Origin of the sequence: Prevotella sp. P5-92 (genome assembly GCF_002251245.1) — a bacterium.
Lineage (GTDB): Bacteria > Bacteroidota > Bacteroidia > Bacteroidales > Bacteroidaceae > Prevotella.
On sequence record NZ_NPJG01000038.1, the window covers coordinates 1 to 14,068 of the forward strand.

8 protein-coding genes, 2 pseudogenes and 1 riboswitch are annotated in these 14,068 nt (G+C 41.5%); of the genes and pseudogenes, 5 read left to right on the top strand and 5 right to left on the bottom strand.

Annotated features, from left to right (window positions below; all coding sequences use genetic code 11):
• Window positions 1-306: 306 nt before the first annotated feature.
• From CIK99_RS03550 to CIK99_RS03570, 5 genes and pseudogenes are all read left to right on the top strand, one after another.
• Window positions 307-930: pseudogene (locus CIK99_RS03550) on the top strand (ABC transporter permease); the annotation flags it as partial.
• Complete coding sequence (locus tag CIK99_RS03555; RefSeq protein WP_094379844.1) at window positions 924-2,006, top strand: ABC transporter permease; 1,083 nt, start codon at window positions 924-926, stop codon at window positions 2,004-2,006. The pseudogene CIK99_RS03550 and the gene CIK99_RS03555, both read left to right, overlap by 7 nt.
• Before the next feature lie 285 nt (window positions 2,007-2,291).
• Window positions 2,292-2,519: riboswitch (cobalamin riboswitch) on the top strand.
• A 37-nt stretch (window positions 2,520-2,556) separates the two neighbouring features.
• On the top strand, window positions 2,557-3,729 hold the full coding sequence (locus CIK99_RS03560) for a TonB-dependent receptor (RefSeq protein WP_158215890.1): 1,173 nt from the start codon (window positions 2,557-2,559) through the stop codon (window positions 3,727-3,729).
• A gap of 236 nt (window positions 3,730-3,965) precedes the next feature.
• Complete coding sequence (locus CIK99_RS03565) at window positions 3,966-5,246, top strand: transposase (RefSeq protein ID WP_254047710.1); 1,281 nt, start codon at window positions 3,966-3,968, stop codon at window positions 5,244-5,246.
• Window positions 5,247-5,374: 128 nt separating this feature from the next.
• Entirely contained in the window at window positions 5,375-5,644 is a 270-nt protein-coding gene (locus CIK99_RS03570; protein WP_094379851.1) for a hypothetical protein, read from the top strand.
• A 102-nt stretch (window positions 5,645-5,746) separates the two neighbouring features.
• On the opposite strand, the pseudogene CIK99_RS03575 reads toward CIK99_RS03570, so the two are convergent.
• The 5 genes and pseudogenes from CIK99_RS03575 to CIK99_RS03595 all read right to left on the bottom strand — a co-directional run.
• Window positions 5,747-6,052, bottom strand: a pseudogene (locus tag CIK99_RS03575) (IS3 family transposase); the annotation flags it as partial.
• A 67-nt stretch (window positions 6,053-6,119) separates the two neighbouring features.
• A complete protein-coding gene (locus tag CIK99_RS03580) occupies window positions 6,120-6,656 on the bottom strand; it encodes a helix-turn-helix domain-containing protein (RefSeq protein WP_094379855.1) in 537 nt (178 codons plus the stop codon).
• 73 nt (window positions 6,657-6,729) lie between these two features.
• Window positions 6,730-8,085 carry a WG repeat-containing protein gene (locus tag CIK99_RS03585; RefSeq protein WP_094379858.1) on the bottom strand — a complete coding sequence of 452 codons (1,356 nt, stop codon included), beginning with the start codon at window positions 8,083-8,085 and terminating at the stop codon, window positions 6,730-6,732.
• Between the two features lie 2 nt (window positions 8,086-8,087).
• Window positions 8,088-12,989 carry an AAA domain-containing protein gene (locus CIK99_RS03590; RefSeq protein WP_094379860.1) on the bottom strand — a complete coding sequence of 1,634 codons (4,902 nt, stop codon included), beginning with the start codon at window positions 12,987-12,989 and terminating at the stop codon, window positions 8,088-8,090.
• Window position 12,990: 1 nt separating this feature from the next.
• Entirely contained in the window at window positions 12,991-14,061 is a 1,071-nt protein-coding gene (locus tag CIK99_RS03595; RefSeq protein ID WP_094380100.1) for a DUF1848 domain-containing protein, read from the bottom strand.
• Between the last annotated feature and the right edge of the window lie 7 nt (window positions 14,062-14,068).

Genomic DNA, 14,068 nt, shown 5'->3' on the forward strand with positions numbered 1-14,068 from the left:
AAGTGACTGTCCAAGCTTGAATCTGTCCAATAATGACAGAAAATCATTGCAGATAGAAGATTTTTCACTCAAAAAGTTGGATAATTCAGAAAAATGACTTAATTTTGCATTCATAACAGATTGTTGAATTTTTGTTTAATATCTTGTTTTTGACCCTTACAAAGATACAACAAATAATTGACAATCTGTTATTTATCTTCAGATTTTTTTTCAATAATTTCAAAGAACGAGAAGTCTGTTCCCAATAAATGGGATAAAGGCTTAGCAGCAATTTCAACCACTTCTTTTAGGTGTGGGAAACTTTAATTACTGTATAATCCGCAGATGCGATCCGCCTACAACTTCGTTCCAGCCATTCTCGGCATGTTGCTGATGCTTGTGTGTGCCATGATGACCTCTATATCGATAGTCCGCGAGAAGGAACGAGGCACTATGGAGGTGCTGCTTGTGTCGCCTGTACGCCCGCTGATGATTATAATAGCCAAGGTGGTGCCTTATTTGGTACTTGCATTCGCTATCCTCACCACCATACTGATCATGGCGCGCTATGTGCTCGACGTTCCGCTGGCGGGCAGTATTGTGTGGATATATGTCGTCTCCACCATATATATTATCCTTGCCCTGTCGCTCGGCCTGCTCATATCAACCATCGCCACAACCCAGCTCATGGCCCTTCTGCTTTCGGCGATGGTATTGCTCATGCCTATAGTGATGCTCTCGGGCATGTTATTTCCCGTGGAGTCGATGCCCGAGGTGTTGCAGTGGATTGCTGCCTTGGTGCCGCCCAAGTATTATATCCAGGCGATGCGCAAACTTATGATAATGGGAGTGGATATCAGTAATGTAGTAAGGGAGATATCCATTCTCTCGGCAATGGCACTATCCCTCATGATTGTAGCACTCGCAAAATTCAAGAAAAGACTATGCTGAAATATCTCATACAAAAGGAATTTCTGCAGATACGACGCAATGCGTTTCTGCCTCGTCTCATCATCCTCTTCCCGATAATGATGATGTGCGTGATGCCTTGGGTGATGAACCAGGAGGTGAAGAACATCCGTGTGGATGTGGTGGACAACGACCGCTCAACGCTCTCAAGACAACTCGTGCACAGCATAGAGGCGAGCAACTATTTCATATTCAACGGACAGAAACCCACTTATGAGGCTGCCCTCAAGGACATCGAGAATATGGATGCCGACGTGGTGATGGTGATACCGCAACACTTCAGTAGAGACATCGTCAGGAAACGCAACCCTCAAGTGCTCATCGCCGCAAACGCCGTGAACGGGACAAAGGGTTCTATCGGAGCTACGTATCTTTCGCAGATCATCACCATTAAGGTTAGTCCGTCGGCGGAGACGATGCAGTCCAAGGTTTCCGCCTTGTTCCTTTATAACAAGCACCTCAACTACAAGGTGTTTATGATTCCCGCTCTGTTTGCCATTGTGATGATGCTGATGTGCGGTTTCCTTCCCACGCTGAATATCGTCGGCGAGAAAGAGGCTGGCACTATAGAGCAGATAAATGTCACTCCAGTGCCGAAATGGGCATTTATTCTCGCCAAACTCATACCATATTGGATAATAGCACTGTTCGTGATTGTAGTATGCCTTGTGCTCTCGTGGCTCATCTACGACATCACTTGCCAAGGCCCGCTTTGGCTCGTTTTCGTCTTGTCAATGCTGCTGGCACTGTTTTGGAGCAGTTTCGGACTCGTCATCTCCAACTATAGCGACACCATGCAACAGGCAATCTTTGTGATGTGGTTCTTTGTGGTATGCATGCTTTTGCTAAGTGGCTTGTTCACTCCCACACGATCTATGCCCCATCTTGCCTACCTCACCACATACATCAATCCCATGCATTATTTTGTTGAGGCCATCCGCACGGTATTTGTGCGCGGAGGCGACTTCCGCAATGTAGCCCATCAACTTATGGCTTTGCTCGTCATTGGCTCAATAATGGGAGCATGGGCCGTGAGAAGCTACAAGAAACGCCTCTGACGCCTGTATTCCTCATCATTGTTTAGTCGTTCATAAATATCATCTGCAGATTTGTTCGCAAAGATATGTGACGAATGGCATGAAACAAGATGATAAATAGAAGTGAAAGGCAATGACGATTTCCGTGACATCGTGGCTCACGATATCAACTACGACAAGGAGACGAAGCAGCATACTTGTAAGATAGAAAGTAATTACTCAATAGGTAATGTATGAATTTTATTAAAAAAAGTAAATTTACAGCTGTTTTTCTCTTTCTATTTTGTCTTTTTCAAAAAAACATATAACTTTGCAACCGCATTTGGTTCTCCCCCCTTATAGATATTATTTATGAGGCTACGGAGCTAAGATGGGAACGCAGTGAGAATCTGCGACATTACCCGATGCTGTAAATCCTTTTTAGGCTGACCAATAGTGTCACTGGATAGCAAAACACCATAGTTTTGCAGATGTCCGGGAAGACCGTGTCAGCGAGGATAAGTCAGAAGACCTGCCATTTGCCAGTAATAACATGTGTCTGCGGGACTACGGACACGGAAATACAATATTTATGATGTTATTGTGTGGCAATAGTACTGCCCATACTTGCGTTGTGGCTATGCTCTTGTTCTTGTTCAGTATTACTGTGCAAGCGCAAAACGTGCGTCTTGACTCCGTGTATCACATCAATGAGATTGTCGTTGATGGACATAAGGAGGTGAGTGCCAACCAAGTTATTGGCTATGAGCAGATACAGTCATTGCCATCGTCATCTGTTGCCGATGCATTGAAATACATGGCGGGCGTGCAAATCAAGGACTATGGTGGTCTGGGTGGACAGAAGACCATCAACGTCCGCTCGCTTGGTTCCCAACATGTAGGGGTCTATCTTGACGGTGTGCGCATCACCAATGCACAGAACGGCACTGTTGACCTCGGCAAATATTCCTTGACAACGCTTGAGTCGGTCAGCCTCTTCAATGCCAACAAGACCGAGATGCTCATGACCGCCTCGGAATACGCCTCCGCTTCCACGGTCTATCTGAAGACACACCGCCCCGACTCCACGTCACTCTCCGCCTCATACGCTTATTCTTCGTTTCACACCCATAAGGCTGCGGCAACTTTCAGCTACAAGAATTGGCTTCTTCTCGATGCTGCATATACATCATCGGAAGGTGATTATCCCTTTGAATATCATACAGAGTATGAAGACACAACGGGAACCCGACGCAATTCAGACATCAAGATGTTCCGCATAGAAACCTGTGCTTTTTGGAAGGGTTTCCAATGGCACACGTATTACTTCGACTCTCAAAGAGGACTGCCTGGAGGTATTGTCCGTCGACTCTCCGACACCTATACTGATGTGGGGCGCGAGTGGGACCGCAACTTCTTCTTCCAGCTCACATGGCGTGAGCAATATGGCGACCTGAGCCTCCGTGCCATCGGCAAATATACCAATGACTACCTGCACTACCGCTCCGACTATCCGGAGAACATTTCCGTTCACTCCAACAACAAGTACCACCAGCAGGACATCTATGGTGCCGCCACGGGAGCATACCGTTTCGGAGATTTCGGTGTCTCCGTGTCATCAGACCTCCGCTGGTCGGATTTGACGTGCGATGTGAAAAACTTCCACTATGTTTATCGCCTTGACAGCAAGACTTCCGTCTCCGCCTTCTACAACCATCGCGGACTGAACCTCACGGCAAGCGGACTATATAGGGAGTGTCGTTAAATATTAAGATTGTTTACAACTATCTAATCCTCAATGTGATAGAAATTTTGTACCTTTGTAGATGATAAGAAAAATCCCCCAATCACCCTCGAAAAGTGACAAAGTGGGGGAATCACAAAAGTGATACGATGGCAAAGGTACAACATATTTCTGGAATAAGCAAGCGAATTCCGTTCGAAGGGTTCGATTTTTATGATTTATTTAGAGTTACGTTTGAAAACAGCGAGCTTGGACGTATGAAACGGCTTCTCCCTCTTCATGAGATGGCAGTGAACTTTGGTTTGGTGAGCAACCATCCAGTACGTAAGCGTGGCCGGAAGTCCTTCTTCTCCCCGGAGGGTAAGGTTGCTCTGATGTTCCTGAAGATGTACACCCAGCTGAGTGCCCCGAAACTGCTGGAGCAGTTGAACGGCAACGTCCACTATCAGATATTCTGCGACGTGTACGTCAATCCTCTGTGCCCCCTGACGAACTACAAGCTGATAGATGACATCATCTCCGAGCTTTCCGACAAGCTGAAGATCCAGCAACAGCAGAACATACTCGCGGATGCATGGAAACCGTACATGAAAGAGCTTGATACATTCCACACAGATGCGACATGTTATGAGAGCGAGATGCGGTATCCGACGGACCAGAAGCTGCTGTGGGAATGCGTTGGGAAGTCATATCGTATGATGAGTGATGCCTGTCAGCGTCTTGGCATCCACCGCCCGAGGACGAAGTACCTTGACGTGGAGAAGGCGAACATGGAGTATGTGAAGCAGCGCAAACACAAGAAGTCACAACAGCGCAGGATTATCCGCCGGCTGTTAAACCTGCTGGGGAAGATCTTGAAGGAAATACGAAGGATGATGCGCGAACATAATGAGCAGGAGGTGCTGACCGTGCGTGAGCAGTCAACCCTCGGCATTATCACAAAGGTGTACCGCCAGCAGAAGAACCACTTCGACAGCAATGACCCCAGGGAAAGCATTCCCGACAGGATCGTGAGCATATCAAAGCCATACGTGAGGCCCATCGTCCGTGGCAAGGAGGTGAAGAACGTGGAGTTTGGAGCCAAGTGCAACAACATACAGGTGGACGGTATCTCTTTCATCGAGAAACTCTCCTTCAACGCCTTCAATGAGGGCACAAGACTCGGACATTGCATCAAGATGCACAAGCGGCTGTTTGGTGTGGATGCGAAGAAGATAGGTGGCGACACCGGCTATGCAGGCACAGCCAACAGGGACCTCTGCAAGGAACTGGGCATACAGACATCATTCGTCAAGCGTGGCCGTCCATCAGCAGAGAAGAAGAGGGAGGAAGACTATGTCCGCAAGGAACTGGCAAGAGTCAGGGCCACTCAGATGGAAGGCTCGTTCGGAACACAGAAAGAGCATTACGCCATGCGCAGGATCAAGGCCAGGAAGAAGAAAACAGAGATACTGTACATCTTCTTCGGCATCCACACAGCGAACGCAGTCCACCTGGCGGGGCGTCTGGCAGAGCTGAAAGAGACCAAGACGGCATAAGAGACATCTGAAATGGAATTAAGATGGAGTCCTCCGAAGAGAACTCCTAATCTTGTTATCGGCAAAGTCAGCAAATTCACTACTTTGGAGTGCCGTTATACCAGCAAAAAGCAATTAAAACTTGTCGCATGGAACATCAAGATACCAAGCTGACCTCTATGCGTCCACGACTGAAAGAATTAAACGACAATCCCTATATTATGCATTTTAAAAAGATTTTTGATGTCATAGATACTGAAAATACCATATATGTTGAAGGGACAGACTCTGTTATAAAATTGAAGCTTGACTATAATAAGGTAAAAGAATTAAAGGTCTTTAATTCACAGCCAGCTATAAATGATATTATCGTATCTGATGAAGTTCGTAAAAGCATAAAAAAAATAAGCTTGATTTAGGGTTGGACTTTATGCCTGTGTATTGTGGAGGGGAGTGATTATATGAAAGAGGAAATAAAGGTCATAGGGACAGACTGAAGTGAACCCACAAAGTTGGACGGGTTAATAACTGTGAGCTTGTTCGAATGCCTTTCTGTATAAAACAGGTGACATACCGTTGAGTCTCAATTTTATTCTTTCATTATTGTAGTATACCATATACTCTTTTAAATCAGTTATAAAACAATCCATCGATGTGTATTTCTTTGCATACAGCAGCTCCGACTTCATTATTCCAAAGAAGTTCTCCATCACGGAATTGTCAAGACAATTTCCCTTTCTCAACATACTCTGAATAATATGGTGGTTCTTCAGGCTTCTCTGGTATGCGGCATGCTGGTAGTGCCATCCCTGGTCAGAGTGCATCAGCATGCCATCTGTAGAGCCAACTTCGTCAACTCCAGCAGGAGATTGAGATCCACATGCTCCTCGCGCCTTAGTTCGTCAATGGCCCGCGCCCAATCCTTCTGTTTCGGGACTCTCTTTCCTCGACTAAGGCTTTCACTTTTTTTAGCAGCAGGTTCTCCGCCCTGAGGCGTTCGATCTCCTTGCGGAGCCTCTCGTTTTCCTTCTCCCACTCTTCCTTTGGTAATCTTTTCATAATGCTCTTGGATTGTTCTCTTGGCGATGGTTGCTTACTTGCAAGCGCATCCTTTCCACCCTTGTTGAACTTGGACAGCCAGCCGACTAAGGTACTAGACGCGATACCATGCTTTGAACTAATCTCAGGCAAAGTTAGCTCAGATTCTTGATATTCACGAATTATTTCGCATTTTTTTTCAAATGAATACTGGTTTTTCTTACATATACGCTTGTTTTCAAGCCCGGAGACGCCTTTTTCTTTATAAACGTATAACCACTCATAAATTTGATGGTGTCCAATGTGTAAACGGTCAGACACTGAACGAGGAGAGTTGCCCGCCTCTACTAATCTAATAGCTTCTAACTTTTCTTCTAATGTTCTTCTTCGCATATGAACAGTAAGGGTTGTGTCCAACTTTTTGGGTTCACTTCACTGACCTGTCCCCTGTACCGCATGTAGTCTATCACTGTTTTATCGAGATAACTTGCCATAATTTTTTTCCATCAATCATATAACCGTAAAAATTAGAAGAAGGTCCATCACCATACCAATCAACCGTTGTAATATGATAGAGTCCATCCGCAATTTCGTAAATATAAAGCTCGTCACACGGCAGTCCGTCTGGGAACTTTTCCTTAATAAACTCTGTAGATTCTTCATAATCTAACCGATGTTGTAAATGCAAATTCGATTGTCCCCGTGTAATTCTTTCCGTCAAATCGATTTTTTCTTTGTTCTTTTTATCTTTTTCCGTTTCCACTATTTTGTGTGTCGTATTAAAATCTAAAGGGTTTCCATATAAATCAAAATACCGAATATTGCCATGTATGCTATACTTATCACTAAAAGCAGACAAACATAAATATTTGTTCATATAACACCCACAACTAAAAACCCCATATCCTTCTTTTTTATGTATGAAAGAAGAAATAAACTTATCTTTTATATATGTTGTTATCCTCCAATTATCATCTTCTACATAATCAGTCTTGTATACCACCTCACCGTCCTTATGATAGAATCCTTCTTCCAACTTAATGCTACTACCATCTTTATTAACGATAATACAATTACTACATAGACTAAAACCATTAATCATTGGTGTTGCAGACCTGTATGAATAATTGTTGATTAGTTTCATTTTGTCCAAATCATAGAGGACGTAACGTTCGCTATCTAGCTTTAATACGGCTATACCTTCTGAAATAGATTCTATAGCTTTAAATCCATATGGTATAGTTGAAATAGAACCATCTAAAATGTTATACAAAATAGTCACCTTTGTATCTTGACAAACAAGGATACCGAGTCTTGAATTATGGGTGATACTGTAATATTTAAAAGGTAAAATAATATGATTATCAATTGTTATAACCCCAAATTTTCCGTCCTTTTTTGCAACGAATACTAAAGGATCACGATATGCGCTCAAATATTCATATTCAAAGAAGATTTTGATTGTTTTGTTGGAATCAATAATGCCATACAAGTTGTTACGTCTTGCTATTATCAGTTTTGGTGATAAAACAACCAGTTCGTCAAACCAAAGTGGATTTCCCAAATCATTTTTAGTATCAATGATGGTATAGGATGAAACGCCATTATGTATTTTTTTTATCACTAAAGCTGTTGAATCCTCAAAAGAATAGTCTATGTATGAAATGTCTGCAAAGGGAGTTTCTTGCATTAAGATTCTCTTTTCTTCAACATCATACAAATGGTTTTCTTCAGTATAATCCCATTTCTTATCACCAGTGATTGGGTCTATTTCTGAATGCCGCTTAATTATATACGGTACTAAAGATGGATATTTTTTCATATTTATCTGTTTATCCAAATGTCATAACAAAATTCAAGTTTCTTCTCGTTATAATTCAGCTTATAAGCAAAAGAGTCCTTCTCATGTTTTATTATATTTACATTATTTTCCAGGACTTTTTTAAAGACTTTAAACGACTCTAAATTTCTGTCTATGTCCGAATGCTGAATGATGAAAACATATTTGTTCAGCGGATAGTTAATCAACACTCGTTTGATTCGTTGAGCTAAATCCTCTGTGAACTTTGGTGGTACGTTAGAGAAGAAGTAGGAGATGTTGAAAACAATCAGCGATGGCAATTCGGAACAACCTTGCCAAAACGCTTGGTCAAGTTCATTAAAGGAGGTTTTCATTTGAGTGTTAAGCTGACCTTTCTGAAGTCCCTGCAATAGTTGCATCCCCTTCTTTTTCATAGCCGAAGAAACATCTATGCCCGTGTACACCATAACAGGAGCCTCTTTCAAGAATAATTCTGAAAAAGCAATGCCACATGTAGCTGGGCCACAGCCAATATCTATCATGTGAACCCTTCCGCTGACGGAGGATATCTGAGAACTTATCCAATCCTTGTAACTCCTATAGATATTCATACTACTGCAATAGTGCTGTCGCATGATATAATAACTGTATATCAAGACCTGACGATCAGGCGACAACACATAATCATCGAACATCCGCAACTGATTGGAGAAATTAATGCGTCCATATCCAATTGCATTAAGATTTATCAGCATGTCATTCCCAAAAATCTGAGATGGCCAGATAGTTCTTTTGTCTTGCCTGACAGGGGAAAGAACGTATTCATCGAACACCTTATCAAATTCACTAGATGTCGTATATACTGCTTTGCTCAAGTCCAAGTCCTCAGTTTCATAATTTGGAACCTGAAAGTTTCCTTGAACAAAGTCCACTTTCTTTACATCAAAATAGCCATGCTTACTACGTGTGAACTCCAACAACTTATAATAGGTAAAGTTATTCGCCAAAAGCTCAGGATTACCAACCATGATAAGGTGCTCACGGGCACGTGTCATTGCGACATTGAGTTTACGGTCAACTATTGTACCGTCAATATCTTCAAAAACGTTGGAAGTAAGGAAGTTCAATTGATAATATTTCTGGATGGTGAAGCCGTACACAATATAATCTCTTTGAGAGCCTTGGTAACGCTCTACTGTATCAATAGTAATATCGTGAAGCTCTTTAATTCCATATTTGTCAATAGTGTTTCTTACGGCAGCAATCTGATTGCGATAGGGAACTATTACTCCCACAGTCGTATTAACATCAAACCGTTCTTTTTCTATCTCATAAGCCTTATAGACAATGGCAGCAATAATGTCAGCCTCATTTTGGTTCACTTTATCAGAAGGTGAATTTGCTGGAGACTGCGCCGTAACAAAGGCTATACGACGTGTGTTTAATAAGTCTGTAATGCCATTTAAACCATTTCCCCGTACCTGTAAAGTTTTTTTCTGATGTTCTACAGGGACTTCCTCCAAGATATTGTTATAGAAAGCATAATTGGGAAAGATTGCTATGTCATGATGCATACGGCCCTGCTTCCTCAACAAGTAAGAGGTTTGGTTATCCGTTTGGTATTCAAGTCTATACTCTTTTAGCAATCTTTCAAAAAGAGAAAGACGACAATCAGACAAATGAATATCTTGTAAGAGAGGTTCCTGAACCTTTGATATATCTTGTTTCTGTTGGACAACGGCAGGTAATTGTTTATGATCACCTATCATAACAACTTTTCTGATTGCAGGAGTGCCGTTGTACTGTGCGCTCAAGATACCAATAAGATGCGGTTCAAGTATTTGGGATGCTTCGTCAATAACGGCCAGACTGAATTGTTTCATCTTTAAAAGTGAAAGATGAGAGTTCATAGATGTTGTAGTACCCACAAAAATTCTTGTTGATCTAAGCAATCTCTTCAACCCATCAACATTGTTAATTGTGGCAACTTTCTCGCTTAGAAGGTGGTCCCGATAAGCTTCACTGCAACTTAGGTCCCCTCCAATACGAATAAAATCGCAAGTGCTTTCCTCTTCTAATAACTTACTGCATATCTCATCAACAGCTCTATTAGTATATGACATGATGAGTACTGAAGAGTCTTGTTCAAGCAACTCTTCTTTGACAGTATTCAGCATGCCAAAAGAAGTCTTTCCTGTACCGGGAGGCCCAATAATCAGGAAGAGATCCTTTGCTTGTTTCACCCTTAAAACCATTTCGTTGAAATTGCCATAGTCACCCTTTAGGATTATGCTTGCATCGACTTCTGGCTTTCTTTGCAATAGCAGTAAATCACGACGATCTTTTGGTGCTGATAAAAATGCATGAATTCCACGATACAGAGAACTATATGACGATTCCATGAAATCGTGCTCAATAGCCCATTGTTTCTGTTGGTTCCTTAAAAAGGCACGTTTATCCGACTGGGAAGAATTTAGCCTTAGAGTCAGAAGATTCGACGTGATATTTTTTATTTTGCAACGGAACACCATCGCTTTTCGCGCATCAGGTTCATGGTTTTGTTCATATGAATAGAGAATAACAATATCTCCAACACGGAAATTGGACATGTCATTCTCAGGTGTTTCTGAAAATTGGAGTACGACACATTCTATTCCCCCTTCTGTTTCATTGTTTGGGGAAACTAGCCGAAGTTTATCGTATATATTGCCTGCAAGCAACTTTTCTTCAAGTGAATCATGCCATATTGAAGCGAAACCAGAATTATCCTTGGTTTTATTACCTAACTTTGACATCATATGCTCATTCGCAATGAATGTTAGGAAGCGGAAATAATAAGCTTTTTCCAGATCTGATGCTTTTTGTATAGGTTCTAGTAATTCGGTCAGTTGTGGATATAAGAAATCGTTCCACAGTCTGCCTTGAAGACGTTTCAGGTTTAGTTTATCAGGAGTCAGACCATCTAGGATACGATACCCATTTGGTTGAGTGTATAGCATGTCTGTCCATGCAATCCCATTTCGGATTTTGAGTGCGCGGAAAAAAAGGTCTGGGGCGAATCCTAATCCATCAAGGCTTTCCTGATATTTGGAATACAGCAGAAATGCCCTCAGGTCCTGTCCATTGTGCTCAAATACATCTCTGAAATTATACCTTATAAGGGCCATATATAGCAATAGTTGAACATAGTGTTCCTCCTTATGCCTAGGTCTTATAAAATTATCGTAAGGGAAGTCTCCCTTACCCGATTTTTGCTCTATTAAGAATTTAAAATCATATTGCAGATAGTCCATACGCCCCTGAATGCCAAGCATCTCTGAGAAGAAGGAAGGTTCTACTAGACCTTCTTTCGAATCAAAATTCCGAAAGTTTTCGTTTCGCATCCCGTCACTCAGCGCACGTTGGATGTTCTGCTTTTGCATTTGGGCATCATTATGAAACTGCGGACCAGGATTAGCCTCAAGCAAGCTGAGAGCATTGCTTTTGAAAAATTCTAATACGCTTTGAGCATACGAATGTGTGTTAGGTAATTGGTGAATTGCCTCATCCAATAATTGTCCTGCCATATTACCCAGCACAATTGCTTCTGTTGTCTTTGCAGGCTCTATTCTCTTCACTAAATTTACAAAAGGAGATTCTGCATAGGGTGCAAAACACCTGGCAATAGACGATATGTCCACGAGATAGTCTGGTTCAAGAATGATTAATTCCGGATAAAGAACTTCACCTTCTTGGCGTGGACGAATCAAATTAAGTTGAGTATCTTTATAAAGCAAGTCTCTAATATATGACCAGTCTCCATTATTATATAGCCCTGTATGTGTATAGTTTACTTTTAATATGTCTACGTTAGACTCTTCCCCATTAGCATATATATATTCCTCATCCCACGAATCGACGATAATACGCAAACATTCGCCTTTTAGTTCACGCCATTGAATCTTTCTATCTGTCTTAGGAAAGACTCTCAATAGAGATTCTGGGATTTTGATTCCATAAATAAGAGCTATGAATTCACATAAATTCTTCAAATCATAGAGATAGTTTTGTTTAAACTCCTCTTCTGACAACTCATGACATTTACGAAGTCTAACGCGTGTATCATTGACAGTTCTTACTAATTGTCTTGAAGCCTGATACTCTTTCAAGAGATAGTCTGTCTTTGCGAAAGTACCACTAAAGTTTAGTCTTGTTGCGCTAATCTTTTGATCTATACTTTTTTGGAACACCCGGTTATAGACTCTGTATAACTTAGAATAATCGGGTAATTGACATAATCCATTTTCAAGTTCATCAAAGAAATTTGTTGCTGCTTCTGGCTCATAGGCTTCATTGACAATGAAGGAAGAATCAGAATTTTTCTTTTTTTCGAATTCCTCGATATGAAGAAGTGTAGGTATAGACGTCATCCATCTCGAGGAAAACACTTCTTTATTCATTCCTGAGAAAGCTTTGTCCAAATGTGCATTATCACAAACTTTCAACCATGATTTCACTGTGTCTGACAATTGAGTTACATCTATGGTGCTGTCTTGTAGAAAGATTATCGCTGCCCTTATATTTTTAGGTTCAACGTTCAACAGCTTTTGGAGTCCTCTTGATACACGACTCTTATTCAATCGCATTTGCTCAAATGGAGTTTTCTTACCCGCACCACCTTCTATAACTTTTCCATCGGAGAACCAAGCGCCATTTTCGCGAGCAATAATATTACCGCCCCAATTCTTAAACTCCAGTATTTGGAAACCGCCAGAGGTGATAAGAAGTGCGTCAAGTTCAACCCCTTCTATATTGTAGTTCCCTATGAGAATACACTCCTCAATAGAATCCTTATACCTATTCTGCAACAGTTGACAAATAGATTCAAACTGTTTTGCCTCTGCTATATGGTCATAATCAGAGATTTTGAAAATTCTTAGCGCCATATTATTTTCCCGTTATAGTATCTGAAAAATTGTTTTTTTGATGGTGTTCCCAGTTCTGCAATGCTAACTGTTTAGTGGTATTAGCATAGCAATATTCGCAGAGATGGGGACAGGTATTATATTCTCCAATGTCTTTGGAGGCCATGCACTCACAGAATGGTCTCTGTCCTTGGTCTTTCCTGTGCCTACTAATGAAATAGTGGTTATGAGGAAGTAGAATAGCTTCCTCTGGTAGTTCCGGGTCACCGAATAACGTTGGAGCCGGTACATCCTCGATTTTGACTTTCATGAATTCCATTAGCTCTTTATCATCCCACGCCAGACGAGCAATTAGGTCACCGTCTATACAGCGATTATGTAGGATACCATATTTCGAGACATCTATTTTCTCGCCACATGTTGCAAGTTGGAAATTCCATCCCTGTTCTCGATTCATTTCGCAGAGTCTACGAGCAAATTCTTCCATTTGTTCCTCATTCCATTCATGATAGGGAATATGGTTTTTTTCCAGATTTGCCTTCACTTTGCGATAACTTAGTATATCAGCATAGCTGAAAACCAGTTTCTCTGTATAATCTTTCAACTGATCACCAAGGTTAAGGACCTTTTCCAGCAAGTCGTCAACCGAAATATCATCAGTTAATATCATCGGGTCAAAACGCCAAATGACACTTCCTTTCCCAAGTTTATCCACCAAGAGTTTAAACGTCTCTACACGTTCCGAAAGTGGACGTACATTTCGTTCAAGTTTCTCCTTTTCGTAGTCGTTGAGTGTGTATTGTATGTAGCACCCGATATGCCTTTCTTTGAGATAGTCGAGATGTTGCAATAGTGGTCGTGGATTCTTAGACCAAAAAACGATGAACCGTGTGTTTTCATATGAAACATACGACTTTATACCATTAAATGGATTAGTCCATGCTGAATAACCTTTCTGCAAGCGATCAAAGAACCAGTCGGCATAGAAAGCTGGAATATCGGTGCTTCTACTTGCTGATACTATCTGTGGTGCTTGCATTGAGACTATAGTACCATCCTTAATCGGTCGTTCTATTTTAGCCCAAGTTGCCATATTAAAT

Excerpts from the sequence above, each read along its gene's own strand:
- CIK99_RS03555 (WP_094379844.1), top strand. The coding sequence starts at position 924 with ATGCTGAAATATCTCATACAAAAGGAATTTCTGCAGATACGACGCAAT.
- CIK99_RS03560 (WP_158215890.1), top strand. The coding sequence starts at position 2,557 with ATGATGTTATTGTGTGGCAATAGTACTGCCCATACTTGCGTTGTGGCT.
- CIK99_RS03565 (WP_254047710.1), top strand. The coding sequence starts at position 3,966 with ATGAAACGGCTTCTCCCTCTTCATGAGATGGCAGTGAACTTTGGTTTG.
- CIK99_RS03570 (WP_094379851.1), top strand. The coding sequence starts at position 5,375 with ATGGAACATCAAGATACCAAGCTGACCTCTATGCGTCCACGACTGAAA.
- CIK99_RS03580 (WP_094379855.1), bottom strand. The coding sequence starts at position 6,656 with ATGCGAAGAAGAACATTAGAAGAAAAGTTAGAAGCTATTAGATTAGTA.
- CIK99_RS03585 (WP_094379858.1), bottom strand. The coding sequence starts at position 8,085 with ATGAAAAAATATCCATCTTTAGTACCGTATATAATTAAGCGGCATTCA.
- CIK99_RS03590 (WP_094379860.1), bottom strand. The coding sequence starts at position 12,989 with ATGGCGCTAAGAATTTTCAAAATCTCTGATTATGACCATATAGCAGAG.
- CIK99_RS03595 (WP_094380100.1), bottom strand. The coding sequence starts at position 14,061 with ATGGCAACTTGGGCTAAAATAGAACGACCGATTAAGGATGGTACTATA.